Below are 14,315 nucleotides of genomic sequence, written 5' to 3' on the forward strand. Positions count from 1 at the left end.
CTCCCGGGCCGGAACACGGACTCGCCACATGCTACTCGCCCTCCCCGAATTTGTCGGCCATCAGCGCCAGCAACGCGTCCATGGCCTCCCGCTCACGTTCGCCATCCGTCTCCACTTCAACGACCGAGCCAATGCCCGCCGCCAGCATCATCACCCCCATGATGCTCTTGGCGTTGACACGGCGCTCGCCCTTGGTCATCCACACCTCGCACGGAAAACTGCCCGCCAGCTTGGTCAGTTTGGCCGAAGCACGGGCATGCAGCCCCAGTCTATTGCTGATGGTCGTCGAGGTCTTGATCATGAGGTTTTCTGGTCTGGTTTTGCGGCGCGGTCACGGCCACCTGCATCACGCCCTGGGTGCCGCCAATCACCGCTCGCGAGACCAGCGCGTCAAGCGGCTCATGGCAATAACACACCGTGCGCAGCACCATCGGCAAATTGACCCCCGTGATAAGCCGGGAGTTCACGCCGTCGACCAGCTTTTGCGCCACGTTACAGGGCGTGGCGCCAAACACATCGGTCAGCACCAGCGTGCTGTCCGTTCCCATCTGGGCCATGGCAATGCGCGCCGCCGCCAGGGTCTCCTCCGGCGGCAGATGGGGCTGCACATCGAACGCCACTACGCCGCTGGCGCAGTCGGGAAACACATGCAGCGCGCATTCACGCAGGGCGCGGGCCAACGGCGCATGGGCAATGATGAAGATACTGTTCATTGCTGCCGATTATCGGAGTTTACGCCCGCTCATTGAAGCCTGAGTGCCGAAAAGAAGGTGTCGCTCATCTCCATGCTGACTTTGCTGGCATAAACGACTGCCTGAAACAACTGTATCCCCGAGCCCGTACCTTGGGCAAACCAGGCCGCATGCACCATCACCGCCCGACCGTCCGCACGCTGGCCGGAGGCCACCACCCGAACCGACTGGGGCAACGCCAGGCCACCCCTGGGCAGGAAAGGCTCGTCGCTCGACACCGTTGCGCGCAGGTTGGCCAGCGTCACGGCGCGCCACTGGGCCAGCATCTCGCCCGCCCGTGCCGGATCGCTGATCGCCATGTGGCCAATGGCAAACGTGGCGCCACCGGCGTCGCAACTGAGCATGTCGAGCCGCACGGGCCGGCCGGCCAGGCTCACGGCCCGCATCGCTTGATCGGGTTTGCAGGGTAACAAGGCGACCAGCGTCGAAGTATCGGGGCGGACCTCGCGCCAGTTGAAAGTGGGGCTGCACGCCGCCAGCCACAAGGCTGCGAACAAGACGGCAGCACGCAGGAAATATCGCATCGCCCGATTATCGTTTTGCACCGAGAATGCTGTCCATGGACTCATTACAAGGCATTCGCATCCTCGACCTGTCACGCATTCTGGCGGGACCGTGGTGTACCCAAACCCTGGCCGATCTGGGCGCGGACGTGATCAAGATCGAGCGCCCCGGCAGCGGCGACGACACCCGTACCTGGGGCCCGCCATTCATTCAGGACGCAGCCGGCCACGACACGGCCGAGGCCGCCTACTACCTGGGCACCAACCGCAACAAGCGCTCGGTCAGCTGCGACATCGCCCAGCCGGCCGGCCAGGCGCTGGTGCGCGATCTGGTGGCGCATTGCGACGTGTTTATCGAGAACTTCAAGGTCGGCGACATGGCACGCTACGGGCTCGACTACGGCTCGCTCAAGGCCCTGAATCCGAAACTGGTCTACTGCAGCGTCACCGGCTTCGGCCAGACCGGACCCTACAAAGACCGTGCCGGCTACGACTACGCCATCCAAGGCATGGGCGGCCTCATGAGCATCACCGGCGAGCGCGACGACCTCGGCGGTGGCCCGCAAAAAGTCGGCGTGGCGGTGGCCGACCTGTTCACCGGCATGTACGCCACCGTGGCCATCCTGGCCGCGCTGCGCCATGCCGAGCGCACCGGCGAGGGCCAGCATGTGGACATGGCCCTGCTCGACACCCAGGTGGCGATGCTGGCGAATCTGGGCGCCAACTACCTCGTGAGTGGCAAGGTGCCGGGACGATCCGGCAACGCGCACCAGAACATCGTGCCCTACCAGGTGTTCGAGGTGAAGGCGCCGGACGGCGCCCCCGATGGCACCCGCGACCACCTGATTCTGGCCGTCGGCAACGATCGTCAGTATGTCAAGTTTTGTAGCGTCGCCGGCAGGCCGGAGCTGGGCCTGGACCCGCTTTATGCCAAAAACCAGGACCGTGTGCGCAACCGTGCCCAGCTGGTGCCGCTGTTAGAGGCCATTCTGAAAACCCGCACCAAGGCCGACTGGCTGGCGGCGCTGGAAGCGGCCAAGGTGCCGTGCGGCGCCATCAACAATCTGGCCGAAGTGTTTGCCGACCCGCAGGTGCGCCAGCGCGGCATGGTGAACGACTGGCAGCACCCCTTGCGAGACGATCTGCGGCTGGTCGCGAGCCCGATCAAGCTCGGTGCCACGCCGGTGCGCACGCCCCAAACGGGTGGGCGACCGCCGCCGCTGCTGGGGCAACACACCGAGGAAGTGTTGCGCAATGTGCTGAACTACTCCGAGGCTCGGCTCACGCAATTGAAGAACGACAAGGTTATTTGACGGCCGAATGGTCCGTCATTTCAGGGCGCCAAACACCTTGGCGATCACGGCGCTGCCGGTGCCCACGGGAACCTGGCGGATCTTCTTCTCCTCCTCGCCAATCATCAGGTAGAGCCCGTCCAGCGCCTTGCCCGTGACGTACTGCTGGATGTTCGCGTCTTCCTTTTTCACCAGGCCGAAGCCGGCCGCCTTGCCCGCGACGGCGTTGTATTTCGCGGCCAGGCCCACCTTTTCGGTGGCCTTGGTGACCACAGGCAGGAATTTGACGCTCAGCGGTGCGCGGGTCTTTTCGGCGAAGAAACTGGTGACCGAGTTGTCACCGCCGGTGAGGATTTTCTTCGCATCGCTCACGTTCATGGCCCGGACGGCACCCACCAGCATGTCCTTCGCCATCGGCACCGCGGCCTCGGCGGCACGGTTCATGGCGGTCACGAGCTCCTGCACGCGCTGGCCCTGGCCCAGGGTTTTGAGCAGTTGGGAAGCGTTTTCCAGATAGCCGGGCAGCGGGATGCGAACTTTTGCGTTGCCCAGGAATCCATCAGGTCTGCCAAGCAGGCTCACGGCCGATTGGGCGCCCTTTTCCAGCGCGGCTTTCAAGCCTTGGGAAGCCTGCGCGTTGCTGATGTCCGCCAGCGAGAGCGCGTAAGCCTGCTGGCAAGCGGCCCATAACAGAATCCCAAGCGCCGAAACCGAAGTGGAATTAAACTGTCGACGATCCATGAGTGAATCCTTCCAATGAAACGATCTTTATACAGTGTGGCAGCCGTGCTGGTTCTGGCCGTCACCGGTGGCGCTTTCTATTGGAGCGCCGCCAACCAGGCCGCGCCGCAATCGACCTTTGTGTTGCTCGATGGCAGCACCAAAACCACCGCCGACCTGAAGGGCAAAGTCACCCTGGTGAACTTCTGGGCCACCAGCTGCGTCACCTGCGTGGCGGAAATGCCCAAGGTCATCGCCACCTACGACAAGTACAAGACCCAGGGTTTTGACACGCTGGCAGTCGCCATGAGCTACGACCCGCCCAGCTATGTCGTGAACTACACCGAGACGCGCAAGCTGCCATTCAAGGTCGCGATCGACAACACCGGCGCGGTCGCGAAGGCCTGGGGCGACGTGCAACTCACGCCCACCACCTACATCGTGAACAAGCGCGGCGAGATCGTGAAGCGCTATGTGGGCGAGCCCAACTTCGCCGAACTGCACCGGCTGATCGAGAAACTGCTGGCCGAAGCCTGATCTTTCCTGCCCCCTGACGCAAAGGCCAATTTCGCAGGAAATTGGCCTTTGGTCATTATGTAGCATGCGCAGTTTGCTATATTTTTCATAGCGACGCATACCCCGTCTGTGCCCCGCGTATTACTTGCTGCGGAAAGCGCCGCATCGCAGCCGTCATCCTGCTCACCTTTGCGCCGTGACTGTGGTGTGAGTGGCCCGATGTGGAAACGAAGCATCAAGGCGTGTCTCGGGCAGCAGGGTGAAAGGCGATAAACTGGGATCGACCTCATCGCACTCTGACCGCCCTTGAACACCCCGTCGATACAGCTGATCGAGCCCGTCGAGACCCGCGACATCGAGTCCACGCGCGAGATTTTTCGCGAATACGCGAACGGCCTGGCGGTGGATCTTGGCTTTCAGGGGTTCGAAGCCGAACTGGCTTCATTGCCGGGCGACTACGCGGCGCCCCGCGGCGCCCTGCTGCTGGCGCTGGTGGATGGCGCAGCGGCGGGCTGTTGCGCCTTGCGTGCGCTGGACACGGTGGACTACCCGAATGCCTGCGAGATGAAACGCCTGTATGTGCGCAAGGCCTTCCGCGGCTTTGGCCTGGGCCGCCAGTTGGCCGAGGCGATGCTGGATTGCGCGCGCCGGGCGGGCTATGCCTGCCTCCTGCTCGACACGCTGGACGACATGGAGGCCGCGCGCAGCCTGTACGAGGAGCTGGGGTTCAGGGAAGTCCCGCCCTACTACCACAACCCGATCGCGGGAGCGCATTACCTGAAGGCTGATTTGTAACCGGCTTCAAATCAAATTGGCCTGCAGCCCTTATGAGGCGAGTGCTTGCCGCTATAAATAGAATAGCGAATCGATCAGGACCTGGCCTGCGCCAGCAGCGTGGCCGCGTCGCTCACTTCGAATTTACCGGGGCCCTCGATGTTCAGCGTGGCCACTTTGCCATTCTTGACCAGCATCGAGTAGCGGTTGCTGCGCAGGCCCATGCCCTTGCCGGTCAGGTCCAGCGTCAGTCCGGTGGCCTTGGCGAAGGCAGCGTCGCCATCGCCCAGCATGCGCACCTTGGTGCCGGTTTTCTGGTCGCGCGCCCAGGCGCCCATCACGAACGCGTCGTTCACGCTGACACACCAGATTTCATCGACGCCGGCGGCCTTGAGCTCATCGGCTTTCGCGACATAACCCGGCACGTGCTTGGCCGAGCAGGTGGGCGTAAAAGCGCCCGGCAGCGCAAACAGGGCAATCGTTTTGCCGGCAGCGGCCTTGCTCACGTCGACCGGATTGGGGCCGATGCTGCAACCATTGCCTTCGACTTCGGAGAATTCCATCAGGGTGACTGCGGGAAGGGTATCGCCAACTTTGATCATGCTGTGCTCCAGATTAAGTGTGTATCAGGCGGTGCCTCGGAAATTGAAACACCAGACGCGAAAACAGCCCACATTGTGGGCTGTTTTGCAGTGGCGCGCAGTCGACGCCGGTGGAAGGCTTAAACCGCGATGGCCTTTTGCACCAGCCGGGTCGCGACCCAGTTCTTCGTCTTCGAGATGGGCCGGCTCTCCGTGATTTCGACCATGTCGCCGAGTTTGTACTCGCCCTTTTCATCGTGGGCGTGGTACTTGCTCGACTTGCCAACGATCTTGCCGTAGAGCTCGTGCTTGACGCGACGCTCGATCAGCACGGTGACTGTCTTTGCACGTTTGTCGCTAACGACCTTGCCGACCAAGGTGCGTTTGAGGGATTTTTTAGGTTCCGTCATGATGTCGCTCCTTATTTAGCCGTTTGCTTCTCGACAAGAATCGTCTTGGCGCGAGCAATATCGCGGCGCGTCGAGCGCAGCGTGGCGGTGTTGTTGAGTTGTTGCGTGGCTTTTTGCATGCGCAGGCCAAAGTGGGCTTTTTGCAGCGCTTTGACTTCGGCTTGCACGCCGGCAACGTCTTTTTGGCGCAGTTCAGCAGCTTTCATTTCTTCATTCTCCTGAAATTACGCGCCGATCATTCGGCTGACAAACGTGGTGCGCAGCGGCAGCTTGGCAGCGGCCAGACGAAACGCCTCACGTGCGAGTTCTTCGGGCACGCCGACGATCTCGAACACCACTTTACCGGGCTGAATTTCAGCCACGTAGTATTCAGGATTGCCCTTGCCGTTACCCATCCGCACTTCGGCGGGCTTCTGGGAGATTGGCTTGTCGGGAAACACGCGGATCCAGATACGGCCGCCACGTTTGACGTGACGGGAAATCGCACGGCGTGCGGCTTCGATCTGGCGCGCGGTCAGACGGCCGCGGTCGGTGCACTTCAGACCGAAGTCACCGAACGCCACCGAGTTGCCTCGGGTGGCGATGCCGGTGTTGCGGCCTTTTTGTTCCTTGCGGTACTTTCTGCGAGCGGGTTGCAGCATGGTTATTCTCCGTATTACTCGGTTTTCGCTCCGCCGTCAGCTGCTGCAGCTGGCGCGGCTACCTTGCGGACGCGCTTAACGGCGGGTTTGGTTGCATCGGCACCGACGGTAGCCTCTGCGGGTTTGTCGCTGCCATCGGCGGGTGCCACATTGGCACCTACAGGGCGGCGCGGGCCACGTGCGGGCGGACGGTCACCGGGGCGCGCATCGCGGCGTGGACCGCGCGGGCGGCGCTCGTCATCGGTGCGCGGCTCCAGGGCCGCGGGCGCATCGTTGCGGCCCAGCGTGTCACCCTTGTAGACCCAGACCTTGACGCCGATCACACCATAGGTGGTCTTGGCCTCCGAGGTGCCGTAGTCGATGTCGGCGCGCAGCGTGTGAAGCGGCACGCGGCCTTCGCGGTACCACTCGCAGCGCGCGATCTCGATCCCGTTCAGGCGGCCCGACGACATGATCTTGATACCCAGGGCGCCCAGACGCATGGCGTTCTGCATGGCGCGCTTCATGGCGCGGCGGAACATGATGCGTTTCTCGAGCTGCTGGGTGATCGAGTCGGCGATCAGCTTGGCATCGATTTCGGGCTTGCGCACCTCTTCAATGTTAACCGCCACCGGCACGCCCAGTTGACGACTGAGTTCGCGCTTGAGGTTTTCGATGTCCTCGCCTTTTTTGCCGATCACCACGCCCGGACGCGCCGAGAAAATGGTGATGCGGGCGTTCTTGGCGGGGCGCTCGATCAACACGCGCGAGACTGCGGCGTTTTTAAGCTTGGCCTTGAGGTACTCGCGCACCTTGATGTCTTCGGCCAGCATGCCGGCGAAGTCACGGTTGTTGGCGTACCAGCGTGAAGCCCAGTTGCGGCTGACCGAAAGACGGAAGCCGGTGGGGTGGATTTTTTGTCCCATAGTTCTGTCAAGCCTTTCAGTTGCCAACCGTCACGTACACATGGCACGTGGGTTTTCTGATCTGGTTGCCACGACCTTTGGCGCGGGCGGTAAAGCGCTTGAGCGAGGCACCCTGCTCGACGAAGATGGTTTTCACCTTCAACTCGTCGATGTCGGCACCGTCGTTGTGTTCGGCGTTGGCGATAGCGGACTCAAGAACCTTCTTGATGATCACTGCCGCTTTTTTCTGGGTGAATTCCAGGACGTTGAGCGCCTGGTCCACTTTCTTGCCGCGAATCAGATCAGCGACCAGACGGCCTTTGTCGACCGACAGACGAACGCCCCGAAGGACTGCACGTGTTTCCATGGTCTTTCCTTATTTCTTCTGGACTTTTCGGTCCGCGGGGTGACCTTTGAAGGTGCGCGTCAGGGCGAATTCGCCCAGCTTGTGGCCCACCATCTGGTCGGTGATGTAAACCGGCACGTGCTGCTTGCCGTTGTGCACGGCAATGGTCAGTCCGATGAACTCGGGCAGAACCATCGAGCGGCGCGACCAGGTCTTGATTGGTTTTTTGTCTTTGGTCATCACGGCCTTGTCGGCCTTGACCACCAAATGTTGGTCAACAAACGGACCCTTTTTAAGAGAGCGAGTCATTTGTTATCCCTTATTTCTTGCGACGCGACACGATCATGACCTGCGTGCGCTTGTTGTTACGGGTGCGATAGCCCTTGGTCAGATTGCCCCAAGGGTCGACGGGGTGGCGGCCTTCGCCGGTTTTGCCTTCACCACCGCCATGGGGGTGATCCACCGGGTTCATGACCACACCGCGAACGGTCGGACGAATTCCCATCCAGCGCTTGACGCCGGCCTTGCCCAGACGGCGCAGGCTGTGCTCTTCGTTGGCGACTTCGCCAATGGTGGCGCGGCATTCGATGTGAATCTTGCGCACTTCGCCCGAGCGCATGCGCACTTGGGCGTAGCTGCCCTCGCGCGCCAGCAGGGTTGCCGAGGTACCGGCCGAGCGGGCGATCTGCGCGCCTTTGCCCGGCTGCAGTTCGATGCAGTGAATGGTCGAGCCCACCGGGATGTTGCGGATCGGCAGGGTGTTGCCGGCGCGGATCGGCGCCTCGGCACCACTCATCAGCGATGCGCCCACTTCCAGGCCGCGCGGCGCGATGATGTAGCGGCGCTCACCGTCGGCATAGCACACCAGGGCGATGTGCGCCGTGCGGTTCGGGTCGTACTCGACGCGCTCCACTTTCGCCGGAATGCCGTCTTTGGTGCGGCAGAAATCGACAACGCGGTAGTGATGCTTGTGGCCACCGCCGCGATGACGCGTCGTGATGTGGCCATTGTTATTGCGACCTGCATGCTGGAACTGGGGTTCGAGCAGCGGCGCGTACGGATCACCCTTGTACAGGTGATCGCGGGTCACCTTCACCACGCCACGCTGGCCCGGTGAAGTCGGTTTGAGTTTAATGACAGCCATGATTACGCGGCCTCCCCGGACAGGTTCAGCTCTTGACCCGGCTTGAGCGTCACATAGGCCTTGCGCACGTTGTCGCGACGGCCGATGGATTTGCCAAAACGCTTGATCTTGCCTTTGGTGTTCACCACAGAGACGCCCTTGACTTCAACCTTGAACATCAATTCCACAGCGGCCTTGATCTCGGGTTTGGAGGCATCCTGCAGCACCTTGAAGGTCACGGCATTGCTTTTGTCGGCCACCATGGTTGCCTTTTCAGACACGATGGGAGCGACCAGCACCTGCATCAAACGGCCTTCGTCAAACTTTGTAGCGGCGGTGCTCATGCGAACATCTCCTTGAGTTTGTCCATTGCGCCCTTGGTGACGAGGACTTTCTTGTAGTGCACCAGCGACACCGGATCGGCGTAGCGCGGCTCAACGACGAGCACGTTCACCAAGTTGCGGGAGGCCAGGTACAGGTTTTCATCCACTTCGTCGGAAATCACCATGACCGACTGCAGGTTCATCGCCTTGAAGCGGGCGGCCAGCGGCTTGGTCTTGGGGGATTCCACTTTCAGGGAATCGACCACGGCCAGGCGGCCTTCGCGCGCCAGCTGCGAGAAGATGGCGGCCATGCCGGCGCGGTACATCTTCTTGTTGATTTTTTGCGTGAAGTTTTCGTCCGGGCTGTTCGGGAAAATCCGGCCGCCGCCGCGCCACAGCGGCGATGACGTCATACCGGCACGGGCGCGGCCCGTTCCCTTTTGCTTGAACGGCTTCTTGGTCGAGTGATGGACCTGTTCGCGGTCTTTCTGGGCACGCGTGCCCTGACGCGCATTGGCCTGGAAGGCGACCACGATCTGGTGCACCAGATCTTCGTTGTATTCACGGCCAAACACGGTCTCGGGGGCTTCAAACTTGGAAGCGGCCTGACCTTGGTCGTTCAGGAGTTCGAGCTGCATCAGTTCGCTCCCTTCGCGTTGGCGGCAGATTCTTTGGCCTTGACGGCATGGCGAACGGTCACAAAACCGCCCTTGGAGCCGGGGATCGCGCCCCTGATCAAGAGCAATTGGCGCGCTTCGTCAATCCGAAACACATCCAGGTTTTGCGTGGTGACGGTGTCATCACCCAAATGACCGGTCATGCGCTTGCCCGGGAAAACGCGACCCGGATCCTGCGCCATCCCGATCGAGCCCGGCACGTTGTGCGAACGGCTGTTGCCGTGCGATGCGCGCTGCGAGCTCATGTGGTGGCGCTTGATGGTTCCGGCGTAGCCCTTGCCGATGGAGGTGCCCTGCACATCCACTTTCTGGCCCACCGTAAACACCGCATTCACCGGCACCGAGGCACCCGCCTGGTATTGGGCTGCAGCGTCGGCGGTGACGCGGAATTCCCGAATGATTTCACCGGCTTCAACGCCTGCTTTCGCAAGGTGGCCAGCGGCCGGCTTGGTGACACGCGAAGCTTTACGCGAACCGAACGTGACCTGCAGGGCCACGTAGCCGTCGTTCTCTTGGGTTTTGATCTGGGTCACGCGGTTGTTGGACACATCCACCACCGTGACAGGCACTGCGTCCCCGTCATCGGTGAATAGGCGCATCATGCCCACCTTGCGGCCCAGCAACCCCAGGGAGTTGCTCAGACTCATTGTTTTCTCCAAAACTTCCACCGCTGCCACTTCAATTGGCGACAGCGTTTGGGCGTGAAAGAAGGTTAATAAAACTCTGCCGATTTGCAGCGCAAATTGGGCAGAGCCTTAAAGTATAACCCGAATGGCCATCTCAGGCAAATCCGTGCTGCACTCAAAGGCTTTAAAAGGACTTTGCGCGTACAAAATCCCGAAGATTTCGGCCGCCTTGAACTTATTGCAGCTTGATTTCCACATCGACGCCGGCGGGCAAATCGAGCTTCATCAGAGCGTCAACGGTCTTGTCCGTCGGGTCGACGATGTCCATCAGGCGCTGGTGCGTGCGGATTTCAAACTGGTCGCGGCTGGTCTTGTTGACGTGCGGCGAGCGCAGGATGTCGAAACGCTTCATGCGCGTCGGCAAAGGCACGGGGCCCTTGACGATGGCGCCGGTGCGCTTGGCGGTATCCACGATCTCGGCAGCCGATTGATCGATGAGTTTGTAATCAAACGCTTTCAGGCGGATACGGATTTTTTGCTTGGTTGACATGCTAATTCCTTTGTTTGTTCAATCAGTTGAGGACAGGGTGAAACGCTGCGTTTTCCGGCTCTGTCCCACAAACAAATCGATTACGCGATAATTTTTGCCACCACGCCGGCGCCCACGGTCTTGCCGCCCTCGCGGATGGCAAAGCGCAGACCTTCTTCCATGGCGATCGGGTTGATCAGCTTGACGGTGATCGTCACGTTGTCGCCGGGCATGACCATTTCCTTGTCCGCGGGCAGCTCGATGGCGCCGGTCACGTCGGTGGTGCGGAAGTAGAACTGCGGGCGGTAGTTGTTGAAGAAGGGCGTGTGGCGCCCGCCTTCGTCCTTGGAGAGCACGTAGACTTCGGCGGTGAAGTGGGTGTGCGGCTTGATGGAGCCGGGCTTGCACAGCACCTGGCCGCGCTCGACCTCTTCGCGCTTGGTGCCGCGCAGCAAGATACCGACGTTGTCGCCGGCCTGGCCCTGGTCCAGCAGTTTGCGGAACATTTCCACGCCGGTGCAGATGGTCTTGAGGGTGGGCTTGATGCCCACGATCTCGATTTCTTCGCCGACCTTGACGATGCCGCGCTCGACCCGGCCCGTGACCACGGTGCCGCGCCCGGAGATGGAGAACACGTCCTCCACCGGCATCAGGAAGGCGCCGTCGATGGCGCGCTCGGGCGTGGGGATGTAGGTGTCCAGCGCCTCGGCCAGCTTCATGATGGCCTGCTCGCCCAGTTCACCCTTGTCGCCTTCGATGGCCAGTTTGGCCGAGCCGTGGATGATGGGGGTGGTGTCGCCGGGGAAGTCGTATTTGTCGAGCAGCTCGCGCACTTCCATCTCGACGAGCTCGAGCAGTTCGGCGTCGTCGACCATGTCGCATTTGTTCAGGAACACGATGATGTAGGGCACGCCCACCTGGCGGGCCAGCAGGATGTGCTCGCGCGTCTGGGGCATGGGGCCGTCGGCGGCCGAGCACACCAGGATGGCGCCGTCCATCTGGGCCGCGCCGGTGATCATGTTTTTCACATAGTCGGCGTGGCCGGGGCAGTCGACGTGGGCGTAGTGGCGGTTCGCGGTCTCGTACTCGACGTGCGAGGTGTTGATGGTGATGCCGCGCGCTTTCTCTTCGGGCGCGTTGTCAATCTGGTCGTAGCCTTTGGCCTCGCCGCCAAATTTGGCCGCCAGCACGGTGGCAATGGCCGCCGTCAGCGTGGTCTTGCCATGATCCACGTGTCCAATGGTGCCCACGTTCACGTGCGGCTTGGTGCGTGCATATTTCTCTTTTGCCATTTTCAATTCTCCAAAGAACAGTTCCCGTGTACAGGTTTAATGTCTGCACGATGTTGCTGGTTCGCCCCGCACGGGAACAGGGCGGCACACCGTCGCAGACAGCTTGAAATTACTTCGCGCGGGCAGCCACGATGGCCTCGGCCACGTTGCGCGGGGCTTCACTGTAGTGCTTGAACTCCATCGTATAAGTGGCGCGCCCTTGCGACATGGAACGCAGCGTGGTCGAGTAGCCGAACATTTCAGACAGCGGCACTTCGGCCTTGATAGCCTTGCCGCCACCGACCATGTCTTCCATGCCCTGCACCATGCCGCGGCGTGAGGACAAATCGCCCATCACGTTGCCGGCGTAGTCTTCGGGCGTTTCCACTTCCACGGCCATCATGGGCTCCAGGATCACCGGACTGGCCTTGCGGCAGCCTTCCTTGAAACCAAAGATGGCAGCCATCTTGAAGGCCAGTTCGTTCGAGTCCACGTCGTGGTAGGAACCGAAATGCAGCGTCACCTTGACGTCCACCACCGGATAGCCCGCGAGCACGCCCTGGCCCAGCGCTTCGATGACGCCCTTTTCCACGGCCGGAATGTATTCACGCGGCACCACGCCACCCTTGATGGCGTCAACGAACTCGAAACCCTTGCCGGGTTCCTGCGGCTCGATCTTGAACACGACGTGGCCGTACTGGCCCTTGCCGCCCGACTGGCGCACAAACTTGCCCTCGGCATCCGTCACCGTCTTGCGAATGGTCTCGCGGTAAGCCACTTGCGGCTTGCCCACGTTGGCTTCCACGCCGAACTCGCGCTTCATGCGGTCCACAATAATTTCCAGGTGCAACTCGCCCATGCCGGCAATCAGGGTCTGGCCCGACTCTTCGTCGGTCTTGACGCGGAAAGAAGGGTCTTCCTGCGCCAGGCGCTGCAAGGCAATGCCCATTTTTTCCTGGTCAGCCTTGGTCTTGGGCTCGACGGCCTGGGTAATGACGGGCTCGGGGAACACCATGCGCTCCAGCGTGATGATGGCTGTGGGGTCGCACAGCGTCTCACCGGTGGTCACGTCTTTCAGGCCCACGCAGGCGGCGATGTCGCCGGCGCGAATTTCATCGACTTCCACGCGGTTGTTGGCCTGCATCTGCACGATACGGCCGATGCGCTCTTTCTTGCCGCGCACCGGGTTGTAGACGCTGTCGCCCTTGGACAGCACGCCCGAATACACGCGCACGAAGGTCAGCTGGCCGACAAACGGGTCGGTCATCAGCTTGAAGGCCAGCGCGGAGAACTTCTCGCCGTCATCGGCCTTGCGCACGGTCGGCGCCTCATCGTCATCGGTGCCGTCGACCGGGGGAATGTCCACCGGCGAGGGCATGAAATCGATCACGGCGTCCAGCATGCGCTGCACACCCTTGTTCTTGAAGGCCGTACCACACAGCATGGGCTGGATTTCGCTGGCGATGGTGCGCGTGCGCAGGCCCAGCATGATTTCGGCTTCGGTCAAGTCACCCTCTTCGAGGTACTTGTTCATCAGCTCTTCGTTGGCCTCGGCCGCGGCCTCGACCATTTTCTCGCGCCACGCCTTGGCGGTTTCCAGCAGATCGGCCGGAATATCGCGGTATTCGAACTTCATGCCCTGGGAGGCTTCGTCCCAGATAATGGCGCGCATCTTGATCAGATCCACCACGCCCGTGAATTTGTCCTCGGCGCCGATCGGAATGACCACGGGCACCGGGTTGGCCTTCAGGCGCAGCTTCATCTGGTCCACGACCTTGAAGAAGTTGGCGCCGGTGCGGTCCATCTTGTTGACGAAGGCCAGACGCGGCACCTTGTACTTGTTGGCCTGACGCCACACGGTCTCCGACTGGGGCTGAACACCGCCCACGGCGCAGTACACCATGCAGGCGCCGTCAAGCACGCGCATGGAACGCTCCACCTCAATGGTGAAGTCCACGTGGCCGGGGGTGTCGATGATGTTGATGCGGTGCTCGGGGCGAGACAGGTCCATGCCCTTCCAGAAACAGGTCACGGCCGCGGACGTGATGGTGATGCCGCGCTCCTGCTCCTGCTCCATCCAGTCCGTCGTGGCCGCACCATCGTGCACCTCGCCCAACTTGTGGTTCACGCCGGTATAAAAAAGAATGCGCTCGGTGGTCGTGGTTTTGCCGGCGTCGATGTGCGCCGAGATGCCGATATTGCGATAGCGATCGATGGGGGTCTTGCGAGCCATGATGGGTCCTTGGTTGCTCGATAAATTCAAACTGCTACGCCGAAACTGCGCCTTCACGGCGCGGCGTAGCAAGCAACGCTCAGGCGGGATGCGCCGACCAGGGCCGCACGACAG

The 14,315-nt window shown here is 61.6% G+C and carries 21 protein-coding genes; 3 read left to right on the plus strand and 18 right to left on the minus strand.

What is annotated here, in order from left to right; genetic code table 11:
* Window positions 1–31: 31 nt before the first annotated feature.
* Genes EUB48_RS20155 through EUB48_RS20165 form a run of 3 tightly spaced genes read right to left on the minus strand, consistent with a single transcriptional unit; the run spans window position 32 to window position 1,276 of the window.
* Window positions 32–301: an HPr family phosphocarrier protein gene (locus tag EUB48_RS20155; protein ID WP_142820847.1), complete on the minus strand. Its 270-nt coding sequence runs from the start codon at window positions 299–301 to the stop codon at window positions 32–34.
* Complete coding sequence (locus EUB48_RS20160) at window positions 270–713, minus strand: PTS sugar transporter subunit IIA (protein ID WP_142820848.1); 444 nt, start codon at window positions 711–713, stop codon at window positions 270–272. The genes EUB48_RS20155 and EUB48_RS20160 overlap by 32 nt, the downstream gene beginning before the upstream one ends.
* Window positions 714–742: 29 nt before the next feature.
* Window positions 743–1,276, minus strand: a complete 534-nt coding sequence (locus EUB48_RS20165; RefSeq protein ID WP_142820849.1) for a hypothetical protein — start codon at window positions 1,274–1,276, stop codon at window positions 743–745.
* 35 nt (window positions 1,277–1,311) lie between these two features.
* Between EUB48_RS20165 and EUB48_RS20170 the strand changes: the two genes are divergently transcribed.
* Window positions 1,312–2,568 carry a CaiB/BaiF CoA transferase family protein gene (locus tag EUB48_RS20170; protein ID WP_142820850.1) on the plus strand — a complete coding sequence of 419 codons (1,257 nt, stop codon included), beginning with the start codon at window positions 1,312–1,314 and terminating at the stop codon, window positions 2,566–2,568.
* A 15-nt stretch (window positions 2,569–2,583) separates the two neighbouring features.
* Here the strand turns inward: EUB48_RS20170 and EUB48_RS20175 are convergent, their stop codons facing one another.
* On the minus strand, window positions 2,584–3,288 hold the full coding sequence (locus EUB48_RS20175) for a DUF4197 domain-containing protein (RefSeq protein WP_142820851.1): 705 nt from the start codon (window positions 3,286–3,288) through the stop codon (window positions 2,584–2,586).
* Between the two features lie 15 nt (window positions 3,289–3,303).
* Between EUB48_RS20175 and EUB48_RS20180 the strand changes: the two genes are divergently transcribed.
* The gene (locus EUB48_RS20180) at window positions 3,304–3,804 is read left to right on the plus strand and encodes a TlpA family protein disulfide reductase (RefSeq protein WP_142820852.1); all 501 of its coding nucleotides are present in this window, start codon (window positions 3,304–3,306) and stop codon (window positions 3,802–3,804) included.
* Window positions 3,805–4,089: 285 nt separating this feature from the next.
* Entirely contained in the window at window positions 4,090–4,578 is a 489-nt protein-coding gene (locus EUB48_RS20185; protein ID WP_142820853.1) for a GNAT family N-acetyltransferase, read from the plus strand.
* 74 nt (window positions 4,579–4,652) lie between these two features.
* Here EUB48_RS20185 and EUB48_RS20190 read toward each other — a convergent pair whose 3' ends face one another.
* The 14 genes from EUB48_RS20190 to fusA form a co-directional block, all read right to left on the minus strand.
* Complete coding sequence (locus tag EUB48_RS20190; protein ID WP_142820854.1) at window positions 4,653–5,159, minus strand: peroxiredoxin; 507 nt, start codon at window positions 5,157–5,159, stop codon at window positions 4,653–4,655.
* A gap of 119 nt (window positions 5,160–5,278) precedes the next feature.
* Window positions 5,279–5,548 carry a 30S ribosomal protein S17 gene (rpsQ, locus tag EUB48_RS20195; protein WP_142820855.1) on the minus strand — a complete coding sequence of 90 codons (270 nt, stop codon included), beginning with the start codon at window positions 5,546–5,548 and terminating at the stop codon, window positions 5,279–5,281.
* Between the two features lie 11 nt (window positions 5,549–5,559).
* Window positions 5,560–5,754, minus strand: coding sequence for a 50S ribosomal protein L29 (gene rpmC / locus EUB48_RS20200; protein WP_077560044.1), 195 nt, complete (start codon window positions 5,752–5,754; stop codon window positions 5,560–5,562).
* An 18-nt stretch (window positions 5,755–5,772) separates the two neighbouring features.
* Window positions 5,773–6,189 carry a 50S ribosomal protein L16 gene (rplP, locus tag EUB48_RS20205; RefSeq protein ID WP_077560045.1) on the minus strand — a complete coding sequence of 139 codons (417 nt, stop codon included), beginning with the start codon at window positions 6,187–6,189 and terminating at the stop codon, window positions 5,773–5,775.
* Between the two features lie 14 nt (window positions 6,190–6,203).
* The gene (gene rpsC, locus EUB48_RS20210) at window positions 6,204–7,094 is read right to left on the minus strand and encodes a 30S ribosomal protein S3 (protein ID WP_142820856.1); all 891 of its coding nucleotides are present in this window, start codon (window positions 7,092–7,094) and stop codon (window positions 6,204–6,206) included.
* Between the two features lie 16 nt (window positions 7,095–7,110).
* Window positions 7,111–7,440 carry a 50S ribosomal protein L22 gene (gene rplV / locus EUB48_RS20215; protein ID WP_077560047.1) on the minus strand — a complete coding sequence of 110 codons (330 nt, stop codon included), beginning with the start codon at window positions 7,438–7,440 and terminating at the stop codon, window positions 7,111–7,113.
* 9 nt (window positions 7,441–7,449) lie between these two features.
* Complete coding sequence (gene rpsS, locus EUB48_RS20220) at window positions 7,450–7,728, minus strand: 30S ribosomal protein S19 (protein WP_077560048.1); 279 nt, start codon at window positions 7,726–7,728, stop codon at window positions 7,450–7,452.
* A gap of 10 nt (window positions 7,729–7,738) precedes the next feature.
* Window positions 7,739–8,563, minus strand: coding sequence for a 50S ribosomal protein L2 (rplB, locus tag EUB48_RS20225; RefSeq protein WP_142820857.1), 825 nt, complete (start codon window positions 8,561–8,563; stop codon window positions 7,739–7,741).
* Window positions 8,564–8,565: 2 nt separating this feature from the next.
* The gene (gene rplW / locus EUB48_RS20230) at window positions 8,566–8,886 is read right to left on the minus strand and encodes a 50S ribosomal protein L23 (RefSeq protein ID WP_142820858.1); all 321 of its coding nucleotides are present in this window, start codon (window positions 8,884–8,886) and stop codon (window positions 8,566–8,568) included.
* Window positions 8,883–9,503 (minus strand): 50S ribosomal protein L4, encoded by a 621-nt coding sequence (gene rplD, locus EUB48_RS20235; protein ID WP_142820859.1) that lies wholly within the window; start codon window positions 9,501–9,503, stop codon window positions 8,883–8,885. The genes rplW and rplD overlap by 4 nt, the downstream gene beginning before the upstream one ends.
* Entirely contained in the window at window positions 9,503–10,189 is a 687-nt protein-coding gene (gene rplC, locus EUB48_RS20240; RefSeq protein WP_077560052.1) for a 50S ribosomal protein L3, read from the minus strand. The genes rplD and rplC overlap by 1 nt, the downstream gene beginning before the upstream one ends.
* A gap of 214 nt (window positions 10,190–10,403) precedes the next feature.
* Window positions 10,404–10,718, minus strand: coding sequence for a 30S ribosomal protein S10 (gene rpsJ / locus EUB48_RS20245; protein WP_019575636.1), 315 nt, complete (start codon window positions 10,716–10,718; stop codon window positions 10,404–10,406).
* A gap of 80 nt (window positions 10,719–10,798) precedes the next feature.
* Window positions 10,799–11,989 (minus strand): elongation factor Tu, encoded by a 1,191-nt coding sequence (gene tuf / locus EUB48_RS20250; RefSeq protein ID WP_142817246.1) that lies wholly within the window; start codon window positions 11,987–11,989, stop codon window positions 10,799–10,801.
* A 109-nt stretch (window positions 11,990–12,098) separates the two neighbouring features.
* The gene (gene fusA / locus EUB48_RS20255; RefSeq protein ID WP_142820860.1) at window positions 12,099–14,201 is read right to left on the minus strand and encodes an elongation factor G; all 2,103 of its coding nucleotides are present in this window, start codon (window positions 14,199–14,201) and stop codon (window positions 12,099–12,101) included.
* Window positions 14,202–14,315 lie beyond the last annotated feature (114 nt).

The organism is Rhodoferax sediminis (assembly GCF_006970865.1).
GTDB lineage: Bacteria > Pseudomonadota > Gammaproteobacteria > Burkholderiales > Burkholderiaceae_C > Rhodoferax_A > Rhodoferax_A sediminis.

Bases quoted from the DNA above. Each gene is read 5' to 3' on its own strand.
- EUB48_RS20155 (WP_142820847.1), bottom strand. From the start codon at position 301: ATGATCAAGACCTCGACGACCATCAGCAATAGACTGGGGCTGCATGCC.
- EUB48_RS20160 (WP_142820848.1), bottom strand. From the start codon at position 713: ATGAACAGTATCTTCATCATTGCCCATGCGCCGTTGGCCCGCGCCCTG.
- EUB48_RS20165 (WP_142820849.1), bottom strand. From the start codon at position 1,276: ATGCGATATTTCCTGCGTGCTGCCGTCTTGTTCGCAGCCTTGTGGCTG.
- EUB48_RS20170 (WP_142820850.1), top strand. From the start codon at position 1,312: ATGGACTCATTACAAGGCATTCGCATCCTCGACCTGTCACGCATTCTG.
- EUB48_RS20175 (WP_142820851.1), bottom strand. From the start codon at position 3,288: ATGGATCGTCGACAGTTTAATTCCACTTCGGTTTCGGCGCTTGGGATT.
- EUB48_RS20180 (WP_142820852.1), top strand. From the start codon at position 3,304: ATGAAACGATCTTTATACAGTGTGGCAGCCGTGCTGGTTCTGGCCGTC.
- EUB48_RS20190 (WP_142820854.1), bottom strand. From the start codon at position 5,159: ATGATCAAAGTTGGCGATACCCTTCCCGCAGTCACCCTGATGGAATTC.
- rpsQ (WP_142820855.1), bottom strand. From the start codon at position 5,548: ATGACGGAACCTAAAAAATCCCTCAAACGCACCTTGGTCGGCAAGGTC.
- rpmC (WP_077560044.1), bottom strand. From the start codon at position 5,754: ATGAAAGCTGCTGAACTGCGCCAAAAAGACGTTGCCGGCGTGCAAGCC.
- rplP (WP_077560045.1), bottom strand. From the start codon at position 6,189: ATGCTGCAACCCGCTCGCAGAAAGTACCGCAAGGAACAAAAAGGCCGC.
- rpsC (WP_142820856.1), bottom strand. From the start codon at position 7,094: ATGGGACAAAAAATCCACCCCACCGGCTTCCGTCTTTCGGTCAGCCGC.
- rplV (WP_077560047.1), bottom strand. From the start codon at position 7,440: ATGGAAACACGTGCAGTCCTTCGGGGCGTTCGTCTGTCGGTCGACAAA.
- rpsS (WP_077560048.1), bottom strand. From the start codon at position 7,728: ATGACTCGCTCTCTTAAAAAGGGTCCGTTTGTTGACCAACATTTGGTG.
- rplB (WP_142820857.1), bottom strand. From the start codon at position 8,563: ATGGCTGTCATTAAACTCAAACCGACTTCACCGGGCCAGCGTGGCGTG.
- rplW (WP_142820858.1), bottom strand. From the start codon at position 8,886: ATGAGCACCGCCGCTACAAAGTTTGACGAAGGCCGTTTGATGCAGGTG.
- rplD (WP_142820859.1), bottom strand. From the start codon at position 9,503: ATGCAGCTCGAACTCCTGAACGACCAAGGTCAGGCCGCTTCCAAGTTT.
- rplC (WP_077560052.1), bottom strand. From the start codon at position 10,189: ATGAGTCTGAGCAACTCCCTGGGGTTGCTGGGCCGCAAGGTGGGCATG.
- rpsJ (WP_019575636.1), bottom strand. From the start codon at position 10,718: ATGTCAACCAAGCAAAAAATCCGTATCCGCCTGAAAGCGTTTGATTAC.
- tuf (WP_142817246.1), bottom strand. From the start codon at position 11,989: ATGGCAAAAGAGAAATATGCACGCACCAAGCCGCACGTGAACGTGGGC.
- fusA (WP_142820860.1), bottom strand. From the start codon at position 14,201: ATGGCTCGCAAGACCCCCATCGATCGCTATCGCAATATCGGCATCTCG.